Origin of the sequence: Alicyclobacillus macrosporangiidus CPP55 (assembly GCF_000702485.1) — a bacterium.
In the GTDB taxonomy this organism is placed as follows: Bacteria; Bacillota; Bacilli; order Alicyclobacillales; family Alicyclobacillaceae; genus Alicyclobacillus_H; species Alicyclobacillus_H macrosporangiidus_B.
On the sequence record NZ_JNIL01000001.1, the window covers coordinates 3574212 to 3600249 of the forward strand.

Annotated in this window: 22 protein-coding genes; 18 read left to right on the forward strand and 4 right to left on the reverse strand. The window is 62.0% G+C overall.

Features of this window, described 5'->3' with window-relative positions; all coding sequences use genetic code 11:
* The first annotated feature begins 164 nt into the window (after window positions 1–164).
* The 4 genes from N687_RS0117630 to N687_RS0117645 are packed head-to-tail and all read left to right on the forward strand — an operon-like array spanning window position 165 to window position 7182.
* Window positions 165–1646, forward strand: coding sequence for a dynamin family protein (locus tag N687_RS0117630; protein ID WP_197029320.1), 1482 nt, complete (start codon window positions 165–167; stop codon window positions 1644–1646).
* Window positions 1633–3693 (forward strand): dynamin family protein, encoded by a 2061-nt coding sequence (locus N687_RS0117635; protein WP_051663412.1) that lies wholly within the window; start codon window positions 1633–1635, stop codon window positions 3691–3693. Before N687_RS0117630 ends, N687_RS0117635 begins: the two co-directional genes overlap by 14 nt.
* Window positions 3694–3711: 18 nt before the next feature.
* The gene (locus N687_RS0117640) at window positions 3712–5838 is read left to right on the forward strand and encodes a S9 family peptidase (RefSeq protein WP_029423120.1); all 2127 of its coding nucleotides are present in this window, start codon (window positions 3712–3714) and stop codon (window positions 5836–5838) included.
* A gap of 12 nt (window positions 5839–5850) precedes the next feature.
* Entirely contained in the window at window positions 5851–7182 is a 1332-nt protein-coding gene (locus tag N687_RS0117645; RefSeq protein WP_051663413.1) for a S1C family serine protease, read from the forward strand.
* Here the strand turns inward: N687_RS0117645 and N687_RS0117650 are convergent.
* Complete coding sequence (locus N687_RS0117650) at window positions 7145–9787, reverse strand: YfhO family protein (RefSeq protein WP_029423122.1); 2643 nt, start codon at window positions 9785–9787, stop codon at window positions 7145–7147. The genes N687_RS0117645 and N687_RS0117650 overlap by 38 nt on opposite strands.
* Window positions 9788–9892: 105 nt before the next feature.
* Between N687_RS0117650 and N687_RS0117655 the strand changes: the two genes are divergently transcribed.
* Window positions 9893–10432 carry an RNA polymerase sigma factor gene (locus tag N687_RS0117655; RefSeq protein WP_029423123.1) on the forward strand — a complete coding sequence of 180 codons (540 nt, stop codon included), beginning with the start codon at window positions 9893–9895 and terminating at the stop codon, window positions 10430–10432.
* Window positions 10410–11738 carry a carboxypeptidase-like regulatory domain-containing protein gene (locus N687_RS0117660; RefSeq protein WP_029423124.1) on the forward strand — a complete coding sequence of 443 codons (1329 nt, stop codon included), beginning with the start codon at window positions 10410–10412 and terminating at the stop codon, window positions 11736–11738. Before N687_RS0117655 ends, N687_RS0117660 begins: the two co-directional genes overlap by 23 nt.
* Before the next feature lie 88 nt (window positions 11739–11826).
* Here the strand turns inward: N687_RS0117660 and sigK are convergent, their stop codons facing one another.
* From sigK to N687_RS0117680, 3 genes are all read right to left on the reverse strand, one after another.
* Window positions 11827–12573, reverse strand: a complete 747-nt coding sequence (gene sigK / locus N687_RS0117665; RefSeq protein ID WP_419670143.1) for an RNA polymerase sporulation sigma factor SigK — start codon at window positions 12571–12573, stop codon at window positions 11827–11829.
* A 587-nt stretch (window positions 12574–13160) separates the two neighbouring features.
* Window positions 13161–14393 (reverse strand): mandelate racemase/muconate lactonizing enzyme family protein, encoded by a 1233-nt coding sequence (locus N687_RS0117675; protein ID WP_051663414.1) that lies wholly within the window; start codon window positions 14391–14393, stop codon window positions 13161–13163.
* The gene (locus tag N687_RS0117680) at window positions 14380–15762 is read right to left on the reverse strand and encodes an MFS transporter (RefSeq protein WP_051663415.1); all 1383 of its coding nucleotides are present in this window, start codon (window positions 15760–15762) and stop codon (window positions 14380–14382) included. Before N687_RS0117680 ends, N687_RS0117675 begins: the two co-directional genes overlap by 14 nt.
* 96 nt (window positions 15763–15858) lie before the next feature.
* Here N687_RS0117680 and N687_RS22515 point away from each other — a divergent pair, with 96 nt between their 5' ends.
* The 12 genes from N687_RS22515 to N687_RS0117730 all read left to right on the forward strand — a co-directional run bounded on the left by N687_RS22515 (window position 15859) and on the right by N687_RS0117730 (window position 26032).
* Window positions 15859–16554, forward strand: a complete 696-nt coding sequence (locus N687_RS22515; protein WP_051663416.1) for a GntR family transcriptional regulator — start codon at window positions 15859–15861, stop codon at window positions 16552–16554.
* Between the two features lie 34 nt (window positions 16555–16588).
* Window positions 16589–17872, forward strand: coding sequence for a mandelate racemase/muconate lactonizing enzyme family protein (locus tag N687_RS0117690; protein WP_051663417.1), 1284 nt, complete (start codon window positions 16589–16591; stop codon window positions 17870–17872).
* A gap of 61 nt (window positions 17873–17933) precedes the next feature.
* Window positions 17934–18908, forward strand: coding sequence for a phosphotransferase family protein (locus N687_RS0117695; protein WP_051663418.1), 975 nt, complete (start codon window positions 17934–17936; stop codon window positions 18906–18908).
* Window positions 18909–19265: 357 nt separating this feature from the next.
* Window positions 19266–19475 carry an SDR family NAD(P)-dependent oxidoreductase gene (locus N687_RS25605; RefSeq protein WP_081841534.1) on the forward strand — a complete coding sequence of 70 codons (210 nt, stop codon included), beginning with the start codon at window positions 19266–19268 and terminating at the stop codon, window positions 19473–19475.
* A gap of 149 nt (window positions 19476–19624) precedes the next feature.
* Entirely contained in the window at window positions 19625–19744 is a 120-nt protein-coding gene (locus N687_RS23455; protein WP_081841535.1) for an SDR family oxidoreductase, read from the forward strand.
* A gap of 287 nt (window positions 19745–20031) precedes the next feature.
* Entirely contained in the window at window positions 20032–20967 is a 936-nt protein-coding gene (locus N687_RS0117705) for a carbohydrate ABC transporter permease (protein ID WP_081841536.1), read from the forward strand.
* Window positions 20968–21810: a carbohydrate ABC transporter permease gene (locus N687_RS0117710; protein WP_029423133.1), complete on the forward strand. Its 843-nt coding sequence runs from the start codon at window positions 20968–20970 to the stop codon at window positions 21808–21810. It abuts the gene before it with no gap.
* Window positions 21811–21828: 18 nt separating this feature from the next.
* Complete coding sequence (locus tag N687_RS0117715; protein WP_197029321.1) at window positions 21829–23178, forward strand: extracellular solute-binding protein; 1350 nt, start codon at window positions 21829–21831, stop codon at window positions 23176–23178.
* A gap of 75 nt (window positions 23179–23253) precedes the next feature.
* The gene (locus N687_RS0117720) at window positions 23254–24312 is read left to right on the forward strand and encodes an alanine racemase (protein ID WP_156040207.1); all 1059 of its coding nucleotides are present in this window, start codon (window positions 23254–23256) and stop codon (window positions 24310–24312) included.
* Between the two features lie 38 nt (window positions 24313–24350).
* Window positions 24351–24647, forward strand: coding sequence for a hypothetical protein (locus N687_RS22520; RefSeq protein ID WP_051663420.1), 297 nt, complete (start codon window positions 24351–24353; stop codon window positions 24645–24647).
* Window positions 24635–25204 carry an MBL fold metallo-hydrolase gene (locus N687_RS22525; protein WP_231493526.1) on the forward strand — a complete coding sequence of 190 codons (570 nt, stop codon included), beginning with the start codon at window positions 24635–24637 and terminating at the stop codon, window positions 25202–25204. Before N687_RS22520 ends, N687_RS22525 begins: the two co-directional genes overlap by 13 nt.
* A gap of 78 nt (window positions 25205–25282) precedes the next feature.
* Window positions 25283–26032, forward strand: a complete 750-nt coding sequence (locus N687_RS0117730; protein ID WP_029423136.1) for an SDR family NAD(P)-dependent oxidoreductase — start codon at window positions 25283–25285, stop codon at window positions 26030–26032.
* The last annotated feature ends 6 nt before the right edge of the window (window positions 26033–26038 follow it).

Sequence of the window (26038 nt, forward strand, 5' to 3'; positions counted from 1 at the left end):
CTCTGGTTTCGCGGGTGCACGGGATGGAATCCGTGGCACCTGGGCCCCAGCCTGTGCTACTGTAGGATGGAGGCCACCGCGCGCAAGGTCCGGTGGCAAACGCAGGGGAGAGGAACGACGACATGCGGGAAGCTGTGGCCACACACCATCCACGAGTGCAAGCATTGCGCAACCTTCAGGCGCGGATGCGCGAGGCGGGGGACGTGGAGACCGCCGCCCGGCTCGGCGACGTGATCGGCCGGCTGGAGACGGCCGACGCCCGTCCGCACATCGCCTTCTGCGGCCTGTTTTCAGCTGGAAAATCCAGTTTGATCAACGCGATCGCGCGGACGGACGCCCGCCCGACGGGCGCTGTGCCGACCACCGCCGCGGTGGAGGCTCTGGTGTACGAAGGGCCCGCGGGTGCGTTGGTCCTGCTCGACACACCGGGCATCGACTCCACGGACGCCGCCCACCAGGCGGAGATGGAGGCGGCGCTGCACCGGGCCGACGGCGTCGTCCTGGTCATGGACTACCAACACGTCGAGGCGGAGGAGAATCTGGACTTGGCGCACGCCCTCATCAAGCAGGGCAAGCGGTTGATCTTGGCCGTCAACCAGGTGGACAAACACGTCGACTGGGAGCTGGATTTTGACGAATACCGCCGGCGGGTCGAGCAAACCTTGGCGGACTACGACATCGCCTGCGAGGGATTGTATTACACCTCCACGCGCGGTTCGGCGCACAACCAGTTGGACGAGCTGCGCCGGCATTTGGACCGGTGGGCGGCCGGATCGGACGGAGTGGCGGAGGCAGGCATCCGGCAGAGCCTGCGCGAGCTCGTCCGCGAGCACGCCGCGTTCCGGTTTGGCGAGGCGCTGGAGGCGGCCTGGCAGAGGGTGTGTGAGACGTTGGGATCGACCCCTGAGCCGGATGCCATCCCGGAGCTGCGGGAGGCTTTGGCGCAGGAATGGGCGCGTTCTGCCGAGGCGCGGGACCGCCGCATGCGGGAAGTATCCGCCCTGCGGGAGGAGGTGCGGCAGTCGTTCTTGCGCCTGATTGATCTGGCGCAGATCGCGCCGTACGAGACCACCGAACTCGGCCGGCTGTACGTCGAGAGCCTGCGGCCGGACTTCAAGGTGGGTTGGTTCGGCGCCCGCGAGAAGACCGCACGGGAGCGGGAGGCGCGCCGGGCCCGTTTCGTGGCCGACCTCGCCGAGCGAACGGACAAGTTTCTCCTCGCGCCGTTGCACAATGGCCTGCGCGAGTGGATCCGGACCACGCCCTGGGCCGAGACCGCCTGGCTGAAGTCGGTCGACACCATCCGGGTGACGGTGGATACGGCGCTGGTGGACAGCCAGGTACGCCAGGGCGCGCTCGTCTCCGACCAGTACCCGTATCAGTACGTCAAGGATGTGGTCGCCGCCATCAAGCGCCAAGCGTACGGCGGGCTCACTCGGGTGCTCGAGGGCTGGTGGCGTGAAGCGGACGGGCCGCTTAAGGAAGAGCTGGCCCCGCTCGAGGCCAAGATGGCCGAGCTTGAGGCGCAGGTGGACGCCATCGCCGCGTGGCAAGGCGTGGCGGCGGAGCGGGACGCGTTCATCGAGGCATTGTGGCGTGAGATCGCACTGGACGAGGAAGGGGGGATGGCGGATGCAGCCTGTTGACGGGGTGGCGGCGGATGTGCGTGACGTCGCGGACGATAGGACGCCGACGGACCGAGAGGCGGGAACACGGGAGGCGTTGCTGCGCGAACTGGACGAGGCCGCGTCGGTACTCTCCGCTGCGGGGGCACCCGGCCCGTGGCTGGCCGAGGTGGAGGAACTGCGTGCGCGGGTGCGGTCGGAATCGAAGATGATCGCCGTGTTCGGCGCGTTCTCAGCCGGAAAATCGTCCCTCATCAACGCGCCGCTCGACGATCCGGTGCTCGTCGTGTCCCCCAACCCGACGACGGCGGCCGTAACCCAGGTGGCGCGGGCGGTTCCGGGCGGCGCGGAGGCGGTGATCCACTTCAAGGCGGAAGAACAGCTGTGGGACGACGTGGCCCAGGCCATGCGCTTTCTGCACCGTCCGGCGAAGGACCTGGAGGACGCACTGCGCCAGGCGGCGGCCTGGAAGATGACGGAGTTTCCGCCGTCGGCGCGCCGCCACGCCTCGTTCGTCAAGGCGGTCGCGGCCGGGTACGCGGAACTGGCCCCGCGGCTAGGCACCCGGCACCCAGCCGATGGCCTGGAGGTGCGCCGCTACACAGCCGAGGAGCGGTTCGCCTGTTTTGTGCACCGGGTCGATCTCGCCCATCCGGCGGCATTTCTTCAGCGGGGTGCCGTGTTGGTCGATACGCCCGGCGTGGATTCCATCCACCGCCGCCATACGGATGTCGCCTTTGGTTACATGCAGGCGGCTGACGCCATCGTCTTCGTGCTGTACTACACGCACGCCTTCTCCCGGGCGGATCGGGAGTTCTTGCGCGAGCTGGCGCAGGTCCAGGACATCCTCGGGACCGACAAGCTGTTCGTCGTCATCAACGCGGTCGATCTCGCCACTGACAGCGACGAGCGGGCCGCGGTCCGGGACCGGGTGGTGGAGGAGCTTCGCCGCCTCGGGGTGCGGCGCCCGCGTGTCTACGAAGTGTCGAGCCAAATCGGACTGGCCGCGTCGATGTGGGCCCGTCAGCCGGAGGACGGGCGGTTCGCCACGCTGCTGCGGCAGCGCCTCGGCCTGGCCGAAAGCGACCCCCTGCCGGAGGCGGACCGGCTCCGGGCGGAATCGGGTGTGCAGCGCCTGGCGGAGGACCTGACGGCCTTCGTCGAGAGCCGGTCGCTCGCCATCGCAAAGGACGCCGTACAGCGGCTCTTGCAGGCGCGGGCCGCTGACGTGCGGCGCGTGCACCAGGCCCTCTGCGCCCAGCGGGCGGCCGACGCGGCCACGCGTGCGGCGTGGCGGGCGCAGCAGCGGGCGTTGGCGGACGAATGGCGCGGTGCAGCCGACGCCGCCCTCGCCGGGACGGACGAAGTGGAAGACGCTCTCCGGGCCGAGTGGGAAGAACTGGCCTTCCACATCGGAGAGCGCGTGCGCCTGCGTTTCGGGGACACCTTTCGGGAGGCGTTCCACCCAGGGCGGTTTCGCGTCGCCGCGGGGCGAGGCCCGCTCGAGGAGGCCGCGGCCGAGCTGGCCGATGCGTTGGCCCGCCAGCTGTCGGCGGAGCTTCGCACTTTCGCCCTGCGGGTGCAGCGGCAGGTGGCGAGGGCGTTGGCGGAACAGCGGGATCGCATGGCGAAGCGGCTGGAAGACGTGCATGCGGATCCGGGCTTGCTGCCGGAAATGGAGGATGTACCCGCCCTGGAAGCGGGACGGGCACAGTTGGATCCCGAGTTGGCGCATCCGGCATTTCGCCACTTCAGCAGTGCGAGGCAGTTTTTTGAAGGCGGCGGGCAGCAGACGATGCAACAGGAGCTGGAAGGCGTCTTCGTCACCGCTGCCCGGGCGGAGGTCGCCGGCCTGACCGATGCGGTGTGCCGCCAGGCGGTGGATGTGTATCGCCGCGAAGCGGCCCGGCTGCTTCGTGCCGCCGCCGATGGTCTGGTGCAGGCCAGCCAGTCGTTGGACGAGGCGGGCACGCCCGCGGAGGACCGGTTTGCCGCCTGGGAAGCGGCGGCGGCGTGGTTCGCCCGCCGGACGGTGACGGAAGGGGAGGCCGAAGCGGCCAGATCGTGAGAGAGGCAGGGGATCCGGGTGAAGCGGAAAGTGACAGCGGAGGATATCTTTCGCATCGCCCTCGTCGGAGACGTGGCGATGCATCCCGGCGGCGGGCAGGTGGCGGTGACGGTGACGCGTCTGAACCCCGAGGACAACCAGTACCACACCCACATCTGGATGGTGTCCACCTCGAGCGGGGAGGTCGTGCCCTTCACGGCGGGCGGCCAGTCGGAGACCCGGCCCGCCTGGTCGCCGGACGGCCGGTACCTGGCGTTTCTGTCCAAACGGGGCGGGGACACCGACCAGGTGTACGTCATGCCGGCCGGCGGCGGGGAGGCCGTGGCGGTGACCCGGCACCCGTCGGGGGTGGAGGCGTTCCGCTGGAGCCCGGACGGTCGGCGGATCGCCTTCGTGGCGAGGACATCCGAATGGGCGCGCGACGAGACCACGAGCGCCGAGGAGCGGGAGAAGACGCCGCGGGAGCGGTTCACGGCCGACGTCAAGGTGATCCGCCGCCTTCTGTGGCGGCTCGACGGCACGGGTGAGTTCGGCGATCGGCGCCGCCATCTGTACGTGGTCGATCTCGCCGATCTCCTCGCCCACCGCCGGCACGTGGTCTGGTCGTTCGATCCGGACGGGCAGAGCCCCGCCATCACCACCCGCCGCCTGACGGAGGGGCCCTTCGACATCCATGATTTCGACTGGATGGCGGACAACCGTCACCTGCTCGTGGTGACCAACCGCGAGCCGGATGCGGATCGGACCCTGGAGCAGCACCTGTGCCGGGTGCCCGTGCCGGCCGATCTGGCGGCGTTCCATGCCCCGCATCCCCCTGAGGCCGTCGAACGGCTGCCCGGGACTCCGGCCTGGGTGGAGGGTCCGCGCTGCTCGCCGGACGGCCGCCAGGTCGCTTTCTACGGCCACCAGATGAGGCACGGATGGTACACGCAGGCCGGCGTGTGGCTGTACGACTTCGCAGAGGGCCGGTGCTGGTGCGTGACCGAAGGGATGGACGAGGACTTCGGCAACGAGGCGCTCACCGACACCCGGGCGGGTCATTCGGAGGGCCTGATGTGGGCCGAGCACGGCCGGTCCCTGTACACCCTGGTGTCCCGCCGGGGGACGGTCCAGCTCGCGCGCATCGACGTGCGGCGCGGCCGGCTCACCTTCGTCACCGAGGGCGAGCACTGCGTGTTCACCTACGCTATCAACCAAAAAGGGTCGGCCGCGGCGATTGTGCGCGGGACCCCGGTGGAACCGGCCAACGTGTTCCTGGTGGACCTCCCGGCGGGCGAGGAGGAGCGCCCGGCGCTCCGCCGGCTGACACACTGGAACCACGACTGGCTGGCCGAGGTCGATCTCGCCGTCCCCCAGCGCTTCCGGTTCTCCTCCGGGGGCCTGGACCTGGACGGGTGGGTGATGCTGCCCAACACGCCGCCCCCGCCGGACGGGTACCCGGCGGTGGTCGAGGTGCACGGCGGGCCGATGGCGATGTACGCAGACGCGTTCTTCCTTGAGTTTCAGCTGATTGCGGCCTCCGGCATCGCCGTCGTCTACAGCAACCCGCGCGGCAGCCGCGGCTACGGGGAGGCGTTCTGCCGGTCCATCCGCGGCGTCTGGGGCACCCTTGACTTCGAGGATGTCGAGGCGTGCGCTGACGCGGCCCTGGCGCGCTTCCCCCTGTGCCGCGAGCGCCTCGCCATCGCGGGCGGGAGCTACGGCGGCTTCATGGCGGCCTGGGCGGTTGGGCATACAAACAGATACAAGGCGGCGGTGGTCATGCGCGCCTGCGTCAACGAGTACAGCATGTTCGGCACGTGCGACCTCGGCTACGTAGACCTCGACGACCTCGGCTGCGCCCCGTGGGAGGACCCGAATCGCTATCTGGCGATGTCGCCGCTCGCCTTCGCGGACCGGATCGAGGCCGAGGTCCTCATTCTGCACAGCGAGAACGACCTGCGTTGCCCCATCGAGCAAGCGGAGCAGCTGTACACGGCGCTGCGCGTGCGCGGGGTGCCGGTGGAGTTCGTCCGCTTCCCAAACGAGAAACACGGCATGTCGCGCAGTGGTCAGCCGTGGCATCGGGTCGTGCGGTTGGAGAAGATTCAGTCCTTTTTGGAGCGGGCGTTGCAGGCCGGGGCCGAGGCGCCCGGCCAACGGTGAGGGGGGACGGGCATGGCGAGACGTTGGTTCGGAGATGACGATTGGGACCGCGGGGCGCGGGAGGCCCGTTGGCGCAGGCGGCTCGGCGCTGGAGCGGCGGTATTCGTCCTCGGGGCAGCGGCCGGGTCTGCCGGAACGGCCTGGCTGATGGCCGGTGTGGGCGACCGTGCGGCCGCACAGGGGGCGGGTGCCTCCGGGCCGTCCTCGGCTCCGTCCGCGCCGCAGGTGACGCCCAGCCCCTCCGTTCCGGGTGACGGCACGCCGGGGAGCGCCGGCGTCCCGGGCACCGGCGCGGCGGGCGCGGGTGCGCCCGGTGCAGGGAACGCACCAGGGACGTCGAGCCCCGGGGCGTCGTCGGGATGGACCCCTTTCACCGGCGGGATCGACATCCCGGCCATCTACCAGGCGGCCTCCCCCAGCGTGGCGACCATCACGGCCGTCACGCCGTCCGGGCAGAGTAACAATCCGCAGGAGGACATCGGCACCGGGTTCCTCATCGATGCGAACGGAGACATCGCGACCAACGAGCACGTGGTCAGCGGCAAGAAGCAGGTATCCGTGAAGCTCGGCGGCCAGACCTACACGGGTCAGGTCGTCGGGACGGATCCCATGGACGATCTGGCGGTGGTGCGGATCTCGCCGCCGCCTGGGGTACGCCCGCTGTCGCTCGGCAGCGCAAAGGGGCTGCAACCGGGAGAGCCGGTCGTGGCCATCGGCAACCCGTTCCAGCTGACCAACAGCGTGTCGGCCGGCATTGTCAGCGGCCTGAACCGGTCCATGCCGACGGAGAGCGGCCGCCTGATGAGCGGCCTGATTCAGATCGACGCCGCCCTCAACCCAGGCAATTCCGGGGGGCCGCTGTTGGACGCCAGAGGTCAGGTGATCGGCATCAACACCGCGATCGAGAGTCCGGTCGCCGGGTTTGTCGGTATTGGATTCGCCATCCCCATCGATCGATTCGTGGCACTTCTGCCAAACCTGCTGCAGGGCACCGCGGTAGACCACCCGTGGCTCGGCATCCGCGCGCTGGACATCGATCCGGCCGTTCAGCAGCAGTTCAAACTCCCGGTCTCGCAGGGGGTGTTGGTGATCAGCACGGTATCGGGCAGCCCGGCCGCCAAGGCGGGCCTGCACGCGGACAGCGGCGGGGCGGACAAACCGGTCGGGGACGGGGACATCATCACGGCCATCGACGGCCACCCGGTGGCGGATGTGGCCGAGCTGACGGCCATCGTCAACCAGGACCGCGTCGGCCAGACCGTCACCTTGAGCGTCCTGCGCCGGGGCAAACCCATCTCGGTCCGGGTCACCCTTGGGCCCTGGCCCGCGGGCGGGGGCGGCTGATGCCCCACAGCATCCAGACTCCGCCGGCGAGGAGCGCCGCGCCACCGACGCAAAGCCCCAGGGAAAACGTCAGGGGGCGGTAGACGAGGCGCACATTGTGCGAACCTTTCGGGACGCGGACGGCCGTCAATACCCCGCCGTATCCCGTCCCCGCCGCCTCCACCGGCGCTGGTTGGCCATCGACGGACGCGCGCCAGTTCGGATCGTACGTCTGCGCCAGCACCAGCCATCCGCCCGTCTCCGAATCCACGCGCCATTCCTGTTCATCCGCCGTCCACCCCACCGGTTTTACGCTGCCGGAGGCTGGTTGCACCCCCGCCAGATCGGAGGTCACCCACGCCGGACGGGTCCGGTCCGGATTCTCCCAGACCGTCTCCCGGCTGTCCTGATACACCGCCCGCCACGGCCGCGGTCCGAGCGTCCGGTGGACCGGCAGCACCGTTGGCGCCTCCGAGCCGCTCGCTTCCACCCACCGGAGGTCTGCGATGGTGAACGATCCGCCCCACGCCTCGCTGCGGATGGTGACCCGTGTCGCTGCGTCTTGGGGCCAATCGGCGGGCAGCGTGACGTAGTAGTCCTCCGTGGGGTAGCTGTAGATCCAGTGGGTGACGGTCCGGGTGCCCGCGGTCAGCGTGATGGAGCACAGCGGGCGGCCGTCGATCGCGCTGGCCGGCGCCTCCAAGTGCATCTGCAGGCCGATGGCGCCCTTGGGCACGTTGGGCAGCCAGTGCGTGTACGAGGTCTCGGCGCCCGGCAGGCCGAAGACCGGCTCGTCCCCGGCAGGCGTGACGACGTAGCGGACGTCGTACGCGTCGAGGATGGAGGCGGGCTCAGCCTTGAGGACAGCGTCGGTCCAGGTGAGTGCGACGGATTGGTCGTACCACGCAGGGACGAGCGAATCGTACCCGTTGAGCGCGGGGATCTGATAGGCGGCCGCCTGGTCATACGAGATGGACGTCTCGCCGAAGGCGGCGGCGCGGGCCAGCGGATCGTCCTTCGGCAGATGCGCCTGAAGGTATTGGATGGCGCCGCTCGGGGCCTGGTAGGGTGCCTTTGCCACGAGGACGAAAGGCGACAATAGAGTCGCCTGGCCAGCACTGGTGACGGCGGCGAGGCCCCACATCCCCCATCCGTACAGGCGATCCCGCCGGGCGAGTACGAGGCTGAAGAGCACGATGGCGACGCAAAGCGCCGCCGGGTGGGTGAACGCGGCGCGCGGGGCGTGCGCCAACGGGCCCCACAGACGGGCGGCGGCCAGGACCGCGAAGAAGACGGCGCACCAGATGGCCACCCAGCGACGCATAGGGGCGTCCAGGCGTGCCGCGCCCAGGCCAGCGAGGGCGCTGAGCGCGAAGTCCACGAGGCCGATGTACCTGGCCGGGATGCGAAACAGGTCAAAGCCCGGGACGCGGGTCAGGACGATGTCGAGGAACCCGTAGCTGCCGAGGGCGAACACCGCGCACACCAGCGCGATCGCGGTGAGGCGCTGCACCTCGGCCGACGTGCGGAACCGGGTCACGACCGTCGCCAGGGCGAGCGCCAGGGCGACGATCCCGATGCCGCCGGTATACTCCCAGAAGAGGTTGCTGTGGTCGATGGGAAGCAGTGTGGACAAGGAGATCGGAACGCCGGTGTCGCCGCCGCCGATGGAAAACGGACTGAGAAATTGCAGCCAGGCGCTCGGCGGCATGGACCCTTCGAGCAAAAACCCGGCGGCCGGATGTTGGCGATCGGAGTAGGTGACCAAGGCAGCGGTCGGCAACCACTGCGGTGCCGCGAGGAGCAGGCCGAATGCGGCCGACCCGGCGACAGCGCCGAAGCGGCGCCACCGCACGGATCGCCGAGTTTCGACGGCCCATAGCAGGAGATAGAGGGCCAAGTAGAGAAACGTGTAAAACGTGACCTGGGGATGGCCGGCGTACACCATCAGCGCGAGGGTCCCGGCCAACACGCCGGCATACCGGCGACCCGTGGATTGGCGCAGCCCTGCTGGGCGGGCTGGGTGGCCATGGCCCGGGGACTCGGGGAGAGCCCTCGGAGAGAGGAGCAGGCCGCGCGCGGCCCAGGCGATCCAGGGTAGCCAGCTCATGGCATCGAACATTTGGGTGTGCACCTGGTGGCCGATAAAAAACCCGCTCGCGGTGAAGGCGATGGCGCCCGCCGCAGCCCCACGCCGGCTATTGACGATGGACCACACGAACAGGTACATGCCGGTGGCGGCGACGAGTTCGTGGGAGAGATAGGAGAGCTTCATCGCCAGGGCGACGGGGGCAAACAGGAAGAGCGCATTGGGCAGGTACAGTGGCCCGGCCTGCCCGGCGGCGAGAAACGGCTGTCCGCCGAAGCTGAACGGATTCCACAGGGGCCACTGGCCGTGGTGGTAGAACCAGGCCAGCAGCGTGCGTTGCGGGGCGTTGAGCCGGGACAGGTCGTCGTAGCCCATGGCGTCGGACGACGCCCAACCGGGATAGGCCACCATCACCAACAACCACACCGCGGCCAGCGCGACGGCGTGCCGGGCCCAGCGGTTCAGGTGGCGCGTGGTGCGCTCTTCGCCGACGGGATGGGATGGAAGATGGTGATGGTCAGAATGCCAGCGTGCCAATCGTGCCCCTCCGTGATGCCTCGCGTAGTCTCAGATAGACGGATTGGACGACAGGGTCCGGTTTTCCCGCGCGGTTTCCGGCCCCTGTGAACGAGGAGTGTCGCCATGGGGTGCTTCAATGTCCATTGTCAGGAACCCTTTTGCGCCTACGGATGCTTTCGCGAACACGCGGCCATGGTTCGCCACCTAGTCTACCACATCACACGGGACGCGAACGACGTGGAAGACTTGACGCAGGAGATCATGCTGAAGGTGTACCGGTCGTTGGACGGATACCGCGGAGGCAGCTTTCGTGCCTATGTGGCGCGCATCGCGCGGAACCATTGTTACGACGTGTTGCGCCGCCGCCAGACGGGTGAGCTGCCGCTGGCCGACGAGACGCTGGCCACCGTGGCGCCGGGGCCGGAGGAGTTGGTGGTTCAACGGGAGGCCGTATGGGAGGTGGCGCAAGCGATCAACCAATTGCACCCTCTGGACCGCGAAATCCTCCTGTTGCGCCATGTGCACCAGTTCAGTTACGACGAGATCGCGGCGGCGGTCAACATGCGTCCGGGCGCTATCCGCACTCGGGTGGCCCGGGCCCGGCGAAAACTCGTGGACCTTGTCAACGGGAGGGAAATGCGTGAGGCACCTGAGTTGGGATGAAGTGTGGGAGTGGGTGCAGGGTGCGGAACTGCCTGCCGCCAAGCGATCGCACGCCGGGGTTTGTCCCGTTTGCGCCGAACGGATGCGCCGATGTGAGCAATTGCATCGGGCATTGGTCTGCACGCTGACGGCAGGGGTCGGGGTGACGGCGGGCGACGACGACGCCCTGTTGGCCTTCCTGCGCCAGGAGGCAGGAATGTTGCCCGCTCCGGTGCAGGCGGCGGGCGCGTTTGCGGGGGCGGTTGTGGGCTCGGTTACCAGCTCGGGTGTGGGCTCCGTTACGGGCTCAATTGCGGGCTCCGTTGAGGGCTCGCGGACAGGTCGTGCGAACCGTGCCCGCCGGCGGTGGACCCGCGCTGTCGTTGGCATCGGAGCCGCGGCGTGCGCCGCCGCAGGTGTGTCCTGGCCCAGTCTGCACGCGCGGTGGACGCATCAAATGGATGATGCCGGCTCGACGGTGGCCGTGGCCGCGGCAGGCTTAGATGGCGCGGCCCTCGGTGCCGCCTCGGACGCGGGGCTTGTCGCAAACGGGCCGGCTTCAAGGGGCGGTGCCGAAGGTACCGCCGGCGGGCGCCACGCGGCCGGGCGTTCCGGGCAGGGCGCGTCCGCTGGCAGTACGGCCGCTGCGACCTCTACGGCGGCAGATGGAACAGGGGCTGTCGGCGAGACCGCGGGTGGCTTGAGCGCCGCTGCCCCTGCGGCCCACGTCGCGGGCGAGTCCGGCTCCGCCGGCACCGTCACCCGTCGGGCGACGCAGTCGGCGTCCAGCGACGGAGGCGGGGAGAGCGCGTCGTGGGTGCAGACGGCGGGATCGATTGGGGAGAGGCCGTCCAGCACGGGTGCAGCCGCGGCCCCGTCGGCCGGCGCGCGTGCAGCGGACGCTCCCACCGTGGCGTCCCAGTCGATGCAAAAGGCCGGGCCGGCGCGTGTGCAGGGCCGCGTTCAGGTGCGGGCCTCCGACGGGAAGGTCCTCTCCGGAGCGACGGTGACCTTGTCGGCCGGCGGCCGGGTTTTGGCCACCGCCCGCACACTCGGAGACGGATGGACACCGGTGCTTTCGTTCACCGCACCGGCCGATCCGATGTTATCTTCGTCCACGCCGTCGGCCTCGGAGGCGCCGGGGGTGGCGGTGGTGACCGTCGAATGCCCCGGATACCGGCCGGCCGTGGTTTACGAGGTCGGGTTGGCGGACGGGGCCTGGATCGCACCGGTTGTGACGTTGGAGTCGATCACGCCGGTCACGCCGAACCCTGTGCGACCGAACCCGATCCCGGTCACATCCACCTCTTCGACATTTCAAGCCTAGCGAGTTCTGCAACGGTTGTGCGTCCAAAGGTCCATCCACGGGGTGCCGGGGGTGCCTGCTCCCGGCACCCGCCTGTTGGCCAGTGGTGCTACTGCTCTCGGCGCTCAGTGGCTTTCGGGTGATACACGAACGGCTTGCGCCGCCGCCGTCCTGCGTAGGATTGGTGGAACATCTTGAGGAGCGCTCGTTTTTCAAGCCGCGAGACGTACGATCTGGAGATGCCGAGCATATCCGCGACTTCGTTTTGCGTCCACTCCTGCCCGTCGGCCAGGCCGAACCGCAGCTCGATCACCCGGCGCTCCCGTTCGTCCAGGGTATCCATCAGCTTCAGGACATGCCGGATCTCCATCCGCTTGCTGACCTCTTCCTCGGTATCGTCCGCGTCGGTGCCGAGCACGTCCCCGATGGTGATCTCGTTCCCCTCCTTGTCCGTTCCGATAGGACTGTTGAGGGACACATCCTTGCGCGTCTTCTTCAAGGCCCTCAACTGCATCAAGATCTCGTTCTGAATGCACCGTGCCGCGTACGTGGCGAACTTGGTACCTTTGTCCGGCTGAAAGGTCTCGACGGCCTTGATGAGGCCTACCGTGCCGATGGAGATGAGATCGTCGTGATCGATCCCGGATGAGTCGAACTTCTTCGCCACGTGGGCGACCAGTCTGAGATTGTGTTCGATGAGCTCCTGGTAGGCGGCGCGATCGCCCTTCAGCCATCGTTCAAAGCACTCGCGTTCCTGCTCTTTGTCCAACGGTTGGGGGAAGGACTGGTGCATGTAACCGGTCACCAGGGTGATGTCCCGGAGGACGGACGCCATGGCCATGGTGAGAGACAACACTGCCGCTGCACCTCCGAACCGTGGAAAATGCACAGCATGTTGCAGCGTATGCGGGCGAATGGGATGTGTGCGGGCGAGTGGAGGCGGGCGATGAATGGTGCGATGGATGGAGACGGTCGATGCGTGGTGGGGGCGGGGGCGGGCGATGTGGGGCAGGGGATATGGGGCGGGGGATATGGGGCGGGGGATATGGGGCGGGGGACCCTGGCGTCTCTCACCGTTAGCAGCCGATTTTTGCTCATGTGGGGGGTCTCACGCGCCCCATTGTATCCGATTTGTGCTTAGTCAAAGGCCTCGGTCGCTCCATAGCGTCCGAATCGTATTTATCCAGGTCGCGCGGCCCAATCCAGATCGCCGGTAACGCAACATTTTATCTTTATGTGGCCAGCCGGGCATGACTCAACATCAAAACGGTTTTTACCACGTTTCACCCCTGGTTCGATGACAACAAAGCGTTTGTTATGGCCGTCGGGCCGACGCAACAGCCAAAAAAAGCAGGAGGGGAGTCCCTCCTGCAACGGTGGTGTCCGGTCCGTCCATGGCGTATAACGGACCGTGATCATGTGCGTGACATGGGAGGACACGCCTCAGAAGCGGTCGCCTAAATCATCCTTCCATGGGTCCCCGCTGGTCCAGTGCGTGTTCACCGCCTCGGTGGTGACCTTTCGGATGAGGTCATCGCGTTTGAGCAGCTCGGGCAACAGTTCGGCACCCAGCCCTGGTGATTCTGGGACCTGCATGCATCCATTCTTCATCTGAATAGGATGTGTCACGATATCCTGGAAGTAGGTATTGTAGAAGGCTCGCACGGATTCGCAGATGAAGAGGTTCGGTACGTTTGCGCAGATGTGCGCGTTCGCCAAGTTGATCACGGGTCCGCCACAGTTGTGGGGCGCGATGGGCAGATGATACGAACTCGCGAGGGTGGCGATCTTCTTCATCTCTGAGATACCACCGACCCATGCGATGTCCGGCATGACGATGTCGACGGCGTGTTGTTCGAGGAGCGGCAAGAACTGAAATCTGGTGAACAGGCGTTCGCTGGCACAGATCGGCGTGGTGGTCGCGTCACGCAGTTGTTTCAACGAACCGATGGGATCGGGTGGCATCAAGTCCTCATACCACATCACATCATAGGGTTCCAGCGCGTGCGCGATTTTAATGGCGGCCGGCAGGTTCCAGCAACAGTGCCCTTCGATGGCGATCTCCATCTGATCTCCGACGGCCTTTCGAATCCGCTCCACCAGTTGCACGCCCCAAGCCAGATCTTCTTTGGAAATTGACTGCCCGCCGGTTTTCACGGAAAGTTCGTCGAATGGCCAGATCTTCATGCCGTGAATGCCATCTGCCAGGAGGCTCAAGGCCAACTCTTCCGGACGGGTGGTGAACCACTCGTGGTCCCGATAGGGGCCGTGGCTGACACATGTGTTGTAGACGGGAATTTCATCCCGGCACTTTCCGCCGAGCAGCCTGTACACGGGCAGGTTGGACGCTTTGCCGAGGATGTCCCAGAGGGCCATGTCGATCGCGCTGAGTGCACGAATTTCAGTACCTGCAAAACCGTGATAATGAATCGCCTGAAACATGTCACGCCAATGGCGTTCGATCTCCAGTGGATTTTTGCCAAGCAACATGCCGGCAAACACGTCGTGAATGACGGCGGCCGAGGATGACGGGCGCGGAAAGGTCTCTCCGAGCCCGCTCACACCTTCATCTGTGTGAATTTGGACGAACAGGTGGTGCGGGTGTTCCGGCAGTTGAATGGTCTCAATTGCCCGGATTCTCATGATGTCAAGCTCGCTCCCTTCAAACGGACGCATTCTCTTTACCCTTGTATCCGTACACCTCTGGCAAGATGAAGATGGCCGCGAGCAATCCGATGAGCGGGAACAGGGCGGTAAACAGGGTGGCGTTTCCTTTGCCGATGGCGTTAAAGAATGAAGGGAACAAGAAAATGCTGAGGAACGATGGCAGTTTGACGAACACGTACGCGAAACCGGTGGCAGTGCCGCGGTACTGGGAGGGGGCGACCATCGACGGGATCGTCATGACGTTTTCCGCATCCCAGTAGTGTCCCCACAGCATGGCCGCGGCCACGAACGGCAGGAGCACGAGCGTGTTGGTGTAGATGGCGATGGCGGCCACAATCAGAGACACGAATACGATGGAAAAGCCGTAGATGGCCAGTTTTCTCTGGCCGATTCGGGGCACGATGAGAGGTCCAACCCAGCCGGAGATGACGGCAATGAGGTAGAGGAACAGGCTGATGAGATCTGTCTGGAAGACGCCGGACACGTGGAGGAGAACGAACAACACGGGAAGGTAAAACGCGAACGTGGAAAACTCGCTGCCTTGGGCGAAACATGCGATCCACCCGTACAGGGTCGCACGCCAACGCACAGGATCACGGCGGATTTCTGACAAGAAAGCGCTCAACCTTGGACGAGGTACGTCGAAGTTCTCATCGGGTAACATGTCCAGCGGGTCTCCGTACATGTCCTGGGCGATCCTTTTCGCCTCGCGGAATTGACCTCGATGAATCAACCAGATGACGGTCTCCGGGAGGTTCAAGCGCAAGATGAAGAGAACCAATGCCGGGAGTCCGGAGAGGCCCAACATGACGCGCCAGATGGTATTCTGCGGAAGGCCAAGGCCGAGGAATAACAGGACGACGGCGATGGCGACCACTTCGCCCACTGCGAACATGAACTGCCACCGGTTCCCCATGACCTCGCGTTTGCCACGCTGCATGTACTCCATAATGTACGTGTAACCGTTGGCGATATCCGTGCCCAAAGGAATTCCAAGAATGAATCGGATGATCACCAGTTGGGTCATGCTTGTGACAAACCCCTGAGCGGTACCGAACACGAAGAAGGTGATCATGGTTCCGAGAAACACGGCCCGCCGTCCGACCCGATCCGTCAGCCAACCGCCAGCGAGCGATCCGATGACGGCCCCGCCTTGGGTTGCTGCAGCCGCCAAGCCGAGCATCCATGCGGACGGGTGAAACGCCTGCTGGATGAAAATCAGGACAAACGAGATGGAGTACAGGTCCCAGGATTCTACGAAAATCGACGCGATCATCAGCCAGCCTACCCGCGCGCCTCGAGTACTGTACTTGTCAACCAAATGTTCGATGGCATTTGCGATAACCCCAGCATCGAAAGTGCCACGCGCCGCTTCCACGACACACACTCCCTTCCAGGAGAGTCCGTATTGATTGACAATTCGATATTATCGATTTATGATCGATAATGTCAATCCGGGGGAGGGCAGTCCTGGATGGGGAGTATGACTCTTTATCGGTCCAAACGGGAAGTGTTGAGCGACCGGATCTTCAAGGCGCTGCGGCTTCAAATCATCACCGGACAGCTACGACCGGGGGACCGGATCGTGGAGTTGCGCGTGGCGGAGACATTCGGGACAAGCCAGGCGCCCGTACGAGAAGCGCTGCAACGTCTGGATCACGAGGGGTTGGTCGAAACCATCCCGCACACGGGCACGTTTGTGTCGCACATGTCGTTCGGCGAGATCGAGCAGTTGTTCGAAATGCGCCGGTTCATCGAGATCGCGTCGGCCAAAGTCTTGTTGCGGCGCGCGAGAGACAGCGATGTTGCGGCTCTGCGGACCGCATACGAAAATATGCGGATCGCCGCGCGACGCGGCGACTTGACAGAGTTAGTGACGCAGGACGTGGAGTTTCATCGCCTGCTGATTGCACTTGCGGACAGGAAGGTATTCCTGCGCGTGTGGACCACGATGGACGGCCAGATTCGGCGCTTTATTTCCCACGTTTCCGTCAAGTACTTCGACGAGATGATCACCCTCGCGGAACGGCATGAGCCGATTCTCGAGGCGATCCAAACCCGCCACGAGGACGATTTGGTGCGGCACCTCACAGAGCATCTCGCTCTGGACGAGTCATGGCGGGCCTTTCTGCGGGATATCGTCGATCCGATTCCGTCGCGAGAAGTCTGAACGATTTGCGAGATTGCAGGGCAGGTGTGGAGAGATGGCCAAAATTACTCGGGTGGATACGGCGGTCGTGCAAGGGAACTACGAGTGGACGTTCGTCCGCGTGTATACGGATCATGAGTATGGAACCGGGGAGTGCTTTTTTGCCCCCGGCCTGACAGCGACGATACGAGATATGACACCGCTGTTGCTGGGTGAGGACCCGCGGGATGTGGACCGATTGTGGAACAAGATGCGCTGGGCCGTTTCGCACGCGGGCGCCACGGGCGGGACCGTGTGGCACGCCATCAGCGGGATCGAGGCCGCCCTGTGGGACTTGACCGGCAAACTGTTGGGCGTGCCGATCTATCAATTGCTGGGAGGCAAGTATCGCGATCGCATTCGGATCTACATGGACTGCCACGCAGGCGAGGGCTTGGAGGCGATGTCCAGCGTGCAGTTGCCGGTGAATCCGGCGTGGAGCACGCGGCGAGGACATTCGCAGACAGCGGAAGACAATCACCCCATCCATGGCCGCGCATACGGCCGGCCAAAGACGGACGAAGTGTTCACGCCGCAGATGTACGCCGAAAGAGCGAAACAGGCAGTGGAGATGGGATTTACGGCCATTAAGTTCGATCTCGATGTACCCAATCCCTATACGCATGACAGCCTCAATGGTGCGTTGAATGCGGCCGAAATTCAATTCATGGTGAACCTGGTGGAGGCGGTGCGGGAAGCCGTCGGTCCTGCCGTGGATGTGGGCTACGACTGCCACTGGCGGTACAACGTCGCCGATGCGATCCGTTTGGCCCACGCCCTGGAACCGTACCACATCGCCTTTCTCGAGGATCCGGTCCCGCCGGAGAATGTGGAAGCCCAACGCCTGATGACCCGTTCCGTGCGCGTGCCTGTCAGCACCGGGGAAAACCGTTACTTGCGGCATGGTTTCCGAGAGCTCTTCGAAACCCATGCCGTCAGCCTGGTGGCACCGGATTTCCAGAAGGCAGGGGGGCTGCTGGAATCCAAACGGATTGCGGAGATGGCAGACACCTACTATATCAACGTCATCCCGCACAACATCTCGAGCCCCATCGGAACATTCGCCTCCTGCCATGTGGCGGCCGCTATCCCCAACTTTCTCGCACTGGAGTTTCACGCGGCTGACGTTCCGTTCTGGGGAGAACTGGTGGGCCGGAAACGTGAAGACCTCATTGTCGACGGGTACATTCGGCTCCCCGATCGACCGGGATTAGGGGTGGAATTGGACGAAGAGACCGCGCGCCGCTACGCGAAGCCGGGTGAGCCGTGGTTCGGCGAGAAGGTGGAACAAGATGGGTGAGCGGTGTGCATCCGGTCATCCGATGGACATCCGGTTCTGCCGCGCGGTGGGGTGAGCTTCCATGGACTTAAGGAACGGCGCCGAAGTCACGTCTTACCTGATTCGAAAGGGTGTGATGGCACCGGGTACTCGGGCGACCCTCGTCCCGTTGACCGGCGGGGTATCCAGTGAGGTCGTCTTGGTGCGCAACGGGCGGTCCTTGGTGCTCAAGCGCGCCCTGGCCAAGTTGCGCGTAAAGGAAGATTGGTACGCGGGAACGGAGCGGAATCAGGTGGAGGCGGAGTGCCTGCGGCGCGTTTCGGCGTTGGCGCCGGATTTCGTCCCGGAGCTCGTGCTCGAGGACCGCGATGCATCGCTATTCGCCATGGAGTACGTGGACGGTCCAACCTGGAAGGCAGAATTGCTCGCCGGGCGGATGGACTTCTTCGTTCCGGAGCAGCTTGGCCGCTTTCTGGGGGCGCTGCATCGGAGCTCTTACAAGAATCCGGCGTGGCTTGCGCCTTTCGAGAGTAAGGCGTTGTTTTACCAGCTGCGGGTATCGCCTTACTTCGTTTTCATCCGGCCTCGTTATGCGGCGTGGACAGAGGCGTTGGACTTCGTGATCGACGGGCTCATGTCGCGATCCGAGGTCTTGGTCCACGGGGATTTCAGCCCCAAGAACGTCTTGTTGCGCCAGGGACAGCCGTGCGTGTTGGACTGGGAGGTCGCTCACGCAGGGCACCCCGCCTTTGACGTCGGGTTTCTGCTGAGCCATCTGCTCCTCAAAGCGATTCACTTCGGCGTAAACGGTCAAGCTTGCCATCAGGCGGCCCAGGTGTTTTATGACACTTATTTCCGGGAGGTTCAGGTGTTGCCCGAGCCCGAGTACCGTCCAATGGTCATGAGGACCACCGGGGCGTTGATGCTCGCCCGGGTCGATGGAAAGTCGCCAGTGGAGTATCTGACGCCTTCCGAGCAGGAGGTCGCCAGGCGCGGCGGGATCGCGCTGCTGACCGGAGAGGTGGACCATCTGCAGGATTTCCAGTGGATGGGATGACGAAGCCGGAGCGGAATCCATTCTGGACGCGGACATGAACTCAAATGAGAAATACAAAGGAGTGAAAACCCGTGCGGTTATGAGGAAAGGACGGCGCTTGTCACAGGGGCTGATTTGGAATCGGAAAGGCGATTGCAGTGTGGTTGACCGAAGGAGGCGCTCACGTTCTGTGCTGCGACGCAAATGAGATGGCTGCACACACGTTGCCGCGTCCGTTCGCGCCAAGGAACTCCTTTCCCGAAGTTGGCCTGAGGACGTAAGCCAGGCGGAGCAAGTCGGGGAGTTGTTCGAGAGACTGGACAACGCAAATGTTCGTATTGACGTCCTTTTGAATAATGCTGGTGTTGGGGTGTTGGGGTGTTGGGGGCCTGTGCGAATCCCACTCCGGACTGGCATCGCAGGTTAGCCGTCAACTTAGCTGTATGCTTTCTGATGTGCCGGGCAGTCCTATCCAACATGGTGCGCGCGGATGGCGGCGTCATCATTAACATGAGTTCGGCCGCCGCACTCGCCCTAGTGACGGACAGGGGGGCGTACATTACGTCTAACGCGGCGTGTCTGCTTTGACGAAGTCCATGGCCTAGATTATGTGGACAAAGGTATTTGGGCCATCACGGTATGCCCAGGTATGGTCCAGATCCCCCTGGATTGAGCGAATCACCGCAAACTATCCAGATCCCGCTGAGGCTCAGAAAGCCATGGATTAACGACAACCAATGGGCCGGTTCGGGAAGCCGGAGGAAATCGCGGCAGCCGTCGCTTTTCTCGCTTCGGAGGACGCCAGCTTCATTAAGGGCACGGTCTTTGTGATTGATGGTGGGTTTACCGTACGTTGAACAACGTGTGATACCTCGAAAAAATCTCCCTCTGCTACTCTTTCTTGGACAACCACGTATGAAAGTCACGAGAGGATTGAGGATTAAGGATCGTAATTGGCTATATTGTATAGCAATTCTGTGTTGAATACTGATTGTGAATGTGGTATATAGAACCTAACGAGTTCGTAAAGTATCATTACTAACAAGCTTCAGTTACTTCGTTGCTTATCGCCGTCGACGAGAGGTATTACTAATCAATTGAATATTCATGTTATGTTGTTCTGTTTGGAAATGGGGGCGACATGATGTCTACATTGGCTCAAAATCAAGGGGTGTCCGCAGGAACCGTCGCGTCGAGAAAACTAGGTTGGTACAAGTATCGAAAAGGTTTAGCTCCCTACATTTGGTTACTTCCTAGTTTTCTGCTGATTCTGCTGTTCACGCTGTACCCGGTCTATCAGTTATTTGTCACGTCGTTTTCAAAAATGGATTTGGCGGGCATCAGTCACGGATTCGCCGGATTGTCCAACTACGTTCACCTGATCCAAGAACGTAACTTCGCGCATACAATCTCCAACACCATTGTATGGACTGTGTCGATCGTGGGGTTGAGTACGATCATCTCACTGGGAGTAGCCGTCCTTCTTAACATTGATTTTCCAGGTCGTAAATTCGTGCGCGCTGCGTTGATCGTTCCATGGGCTGCTTCTCTGTTAATTACGGCTTCTATCTGGAAATGGATTTTCGACTACAATTACGGAACATTAAACCTTATATTGAAGGACTTAAGTATCATTGATCACAACATCTACTGGCTGGCAACGTACCATACGTCGTTCCCGGCGATGATCTGGATTGGGATATTTGTCACCATTCCATTCACTACGTTCGTCTTACTGGCTGGGTTGCAGACCATTCCGAGTGAATTGTATGAAGCCGCTAGCGTGGATGGAGCGAGGCCGTGGGAAAAGTTTCGGCACATCACACTGCCTTCGCTGCGTCATTCGCTCATCGTGAGCACTGTCCTGAACACCATTTATGTTTTCAATTCCTTTCCTATAATTTGGACGGTAACCCAGGGGGGGCCCGCCAACGCGACACAAACGCTCATCACCTATCTATACTCCTTGGCTTTCCAGGTCAATAACTTGGGGGAAGCGGCGGCCGCCTCCGTCATTAGTTTCGTACTACTGTTGGTCTTCTCGATTATCTATGGGTACATGGTGTTGAGGAGTGATTAAATGAGATCCGCACGTTCATCGCCCGCACGTACAAGACCGGCAATCCTCGTCATCGCGTATCTGTTGATGCTCATCCTGTTGTTTCCGTATTTGGTCATGATCCTGACTTCCCTGAAGTCTGAGCAGACCGTCTACTCCATTCCGCCCACGTTATTGCCGCATCCGTGGTATTTTCAGAATTACGTGGACGTCTGGACCAAGGCTCCTGTATTGCAGTACCTACTCAACACGATCTGGCTGGCGACCGGTGCAACCGTAATTGCCTTGATTTGTGGCATACCAGCCGCCTATGTGTTGTCAAGGCTCAAGTTCCGCGGCAAGAGATTCTATATGTATCTCCTGCTCATCACGCAAATGTTTTCTCCTGTGGTGTTGGTGGTGGGTTTGTACCGCGAGGTGCTCTGGATGGGGCTGATGAACAACGTGTGGTCCCTGGTCCTCATTAATGCTGCGTTCAATCAGGCATTCACGGTCTGGTTGCTGAGTGGGTACTTCTCCAGCCTGCCGTACGATCTCGAACAAGCCGCCTGGATTGACGGCTGTTCCAGATGGAAGGCGTTGTTGAGAATCGTGCTGCCATTGGCGTTACCGGGAATTGTTACGACCGTCGTGTTCGTGTTCATTGCCGCTTGGAATGAATTTGCCGTCGCGCTTACTGTCATCTCGAGTGAATCCGCGAAACCGTTGACAGTTGGGATCTATGCGTTCATGGGCCAGTACTACACCCAGTGGCAATATCTGTTTGCGGTCTCCATCATCGCCACAGTGCCGGTGGTCATCCTCTTCCTCGCCATCGAGAAATATCTCATCAGTGGCTTAACGGCGGGAGGGGTTAAGAGTTGACTGTGCAGACCACGAAGGGTGGTGGTTCTCGGCAAGAGTTGTGAAGGCTCCGTGTCTGCGTCGTGGTATGGTGAGATTTGTAACATTGACGAGGAGGTGGCAAATGTGAAGCCCACGAAGAGCAAGTTGGCCCTGGCAGCTAGCACGGTGGTGCTCGGAACCAGCCTGGTTGCGTGTGGACAGGAAAACGTCGGAACTAGCAGTTCGGGAGACAACAACAATCCCGTCACCATCACGTTTGTGGCCGCGGAATACAGCAACAACACGGAACCATATTGGCAGGATTTGATCAAGAAATTCGAAGCCCAAAATCCCAACATCAAGGTCGATCTGCAGGTGGTGGGCTGGGACGCGCTGCCACAGAAGGTCAACACGATGGTCAGCACGCACCAGACCCCTGACCTCTTGAATTACAACCAGTATGCAAGCTTTGCGGCGGACGGGTTGTTGAATCCATGGGACAAGGTCGTGCCACAGAGCCTGATTGATTCCATGTATCCGTCGTTCGTCCAGTCCGGCGAAATGAACAACACGCTCTACGGGCTGCCGCTCATCGCGTCCGTTCGCGCTCTTTACTACAACAAGGATCTGTTCGCGAAAGCCGGTATCACCGAACCCCCGAAGACGTGGTCCGAATTACGTAACGATGCAATGAAAATCAAACAGAAAACGGGCATTCCTGGTTTCGGAATCCCCTACACCAACTTGGAGGGCCAAGCCGATTTCTCTTACTTCGCGTTTGGCAACGGCGGTGGTTGGAAGAAGGATGGCAAGTGGGATCTCAACGATCCCAAAAATGTGGAGGCTCTGCAATTCATGCATGACCTGACGTTCAAGGACAAGGTGACCAATCCGCAGCCGACCGCCATCAACCGCGACGAGATGCAAAAGGTTTTTGAACAGGGCCAGGTTGGTATGATGATCACGGCGAACTTCTTCATCACGTTGATCAAGCAGCAGGCGCCGAACCTGCATTACGGAGTGGCGCCGATCCCGGTCAACGACGGCGTGGCTCCTGTCACCTTGGGTGTCGCGGACTACCTACTGAGTTTCAAGTCCTCCAAACACCCGGACGCCGTATCGAAGTTCGTCCAGTTCTTCTATCAGAACAATAATTATGAGCAGTTCCTGAAGAACGAGGGCATGCTGCCTGTGACCAAGAGCGCAGGGGATGACATCAAGAAATCCGATCCGGACCAGGCGCCGTTCATCGACCTTTTACCGACGGCGCAGTTCTATCCGAACTCGGATCCGAAGGTATCCAAGGCCATTGTGGCGATCCAACAGGCTGGCGAAGCGGTGCTGTCGAATCAGGAAAGCCCGAAACAGGCGCTCGATCAGGCACAGGCTGCGGTGGAAGGCAACTGATCTGTTGTAAGAGTATGCAAGGGTTTTCCCTTGCATACTCTTACCCATCATTTTGGTACCCCAGGGGGGATTGCGTTGCCACGGTATGAGCTGGATACGCCCTGTGTCGTGATCGATCTCGATGTGATGGAGCGCAACATTCGAACTATGCAGAGCTACTGCGACCAGCACGGGCTAGCGTTTCGGCCGCACATCAAGACACACAAGATTCCGGAGATCGCCCATATGCAAGTGCGGGCCGGCGCGCTTGGCATCACGTGCCAGAAGATCGGCGAGGCCGAGGAGATGGTCGCCGCGGGCATCCGGGACGTGTTGATTTATTACAACATCATCGGCCAGAGTAAGCTGGACCGTTTGATGCGGTTGGCGCGGCGGGCCCATATTAGTGTGGCGATTGACCATGAAACGGTTCTCCGGGGAATGGGTGAGGCGGCGGAACAGGCCGACTGCCGGTTGGGTATTTATGTTGATTGTGACACTGGTTACCACCGCACAGGTGTCGCGACACCGGAAGCCGCGCTCGCTTTGGCCAAGATGATCGCTTACTATCCCAACCTTGAATTCCTAGGGTTGGCCACGTTTCCGCTTACGGAGGCCAGCGGACCTTGGTTTGAAACTGCTCAAACCGTGTTTGAGCGGGCAGGTGTGAAGATACCTGGCATCAGCGGGGGAAGCAGTGCTGGACCGAGGATTGCGCATACGGTGAGGGGGCTGACGGAATTACGCGCGGGCACGTACGTGTTCTTTGACTGGTCGTCCGTTCAAACTGGTCTCGTGACCTTGGAGGAGTGTGCCGCGAGAGTGGTCACCACTGTGGTCAACCGCCCTACGGATACAATTGCCATCATCGACGCCGGTTCTAAGACGCTGTCCAGCGACTTCGGCTATATGAAATCAGGGAATGGATACGGATATATTCCGGAGTATCCTGAAGCGAAAATCTACTCGTTGTCCGAGGAGCATGGACATGTAGATTTCAGCGCGTGCAGCTCGGTGCCGGAAATCGGAGAGCAAGTTTCCGTGATACCGAATCATATCTGCGGAACGATGAACATGCATGACGAGGTTGTCGCGGTGAGGAATCATCGAATTGAGGCCGTTTGGAGGGTCAGTGCACGAGGGAGAGTTCGGTAAGTGCGGACCATGGCTGACCACAGGGGAGTGTGCGGTGGATGATCAACACCTATCGTTCTGGAGAGGCTCTGCTGTTGGAGATAGAAAGAACCGTGGTTCCAGACAACGCGATCGCCATGTGGAATATCGGGCAGGAAGGGTACATCCTGAAAGGGCGAAATCAGGTCCTGGTTGTCGACCCTTACCTGACCGATTCCATTGAGCAGGAGAACATGGGGCCCAAGGGGTTGTTTGTCCGGGATTTTCCACCTCCCGTGGAACCATCCGCGTTTCGGGGGTTAACTTTGTCCTATGTACACACTTTCACCAGGATCACTTGGATGTGGCGACGTTGAAGCCGCTGTCGAACGCGTCTCCCGGCGCAAGGTTTGTGGTTCCTGCGTCTCACACGCATCTGTTGACAGAAAGCGAAATCTTCCCATCGAGAGTGGTGGGGGCAAAACACATGGAACCTCTGGAACTGGGTGAGTTCACGGTTTGGCCGATCGCGGAGCGACACCAGCAGGACGAAGTGGACGAACATGGCAATCACTTCTATCTTGGTTACGTCATTCGGGTTAATGGGGTGACGGTCTATCACAGCGGAGATACCATCTATTTCCGCGAACTGGCGGATACGCTCAGGGAGTTTGGCATAGATGTTGCGTTGATCAACAGCAATGGAAGAGACTGGATTAGAGACGAAAACGAAGTGATCGGCAACATGAATTACCGCGAAGCGGTGGAGTTTGCGTACACCATCCAGGCGGACATGGTCGTGCCCATGCACTATGACTTATTCAAGTCCAACCGAGAGAATCCGGCGTATTTCGTCGATTACCTGTTCACACATCATCGCGATTTGAAGTTTCATATGTTTGCTGTCGGTGAGAGATTCATCTACTACAAGTGACTTGAACATGCTGCCATAAAAGTAAGAAACGATTACTAACCTTCCTTAGCCGACAGAAATTTGGGAGGAGAATGAGGGATGCGACTAGCTGGAAAGTCGGCGATTGTCACCGGGGCGGGCCGGGGCATTGGGCGTGCCATCGCGAAAAAGTTTCTGGACGAGGGGGCACGTGTACTGATCTGCGACGTGGTGGAGGACAGGCTGACGAAGTCGGTTACGGTTCTGCGAGCGTTCGGAGAGGTGCACGGCCTTGTGGTGGACGTGACTGACGAGGAACAGGTTCAAAAACTGGTGGATCACGCACAGGCGCTGTTCGACCGCATCGACATCCTCGTCAACAATGCCGGGATCGCCATTTTTGAGAAATTTTTGGACACGAAGCCAGAGAATTGGGACCGCACCATGGCCGTCAATCTGAAGGGGCCTTTCTTAGTGTCGCAAGCAGTCGCCCGTGTGATGATGCAGCAGCGTTCCGGCAGCATTGTCAACATGGCTTCCACCAACGGGATTTTGGGGGAAGCTGAGTTGGCACACTACAACGCATCCAAAGCCGGCGTCATTCTCCTGTCCAAGACGATGGCCATCGAGCTGGCACCGTACAACATTCGGGTCAATTCCGTGTGCCCGGGGTTCATTCTCACAGACTTGGCCGGGGAAGGAGGGATGTCCAGCGAGACGCTTGCACAATACGCCAGCAAGATTCCTCTGGGGCGTTATGGAAAGCCCGAGGAGGTCGCCAATGTGTTCGCCTTCCTGGCTTCCGACGAGGCCTCGTTCATCACTGGCGCAGAATTCGTTGTGGACGGAGGCCAGATCTGCCAGGAATAAGGGAGG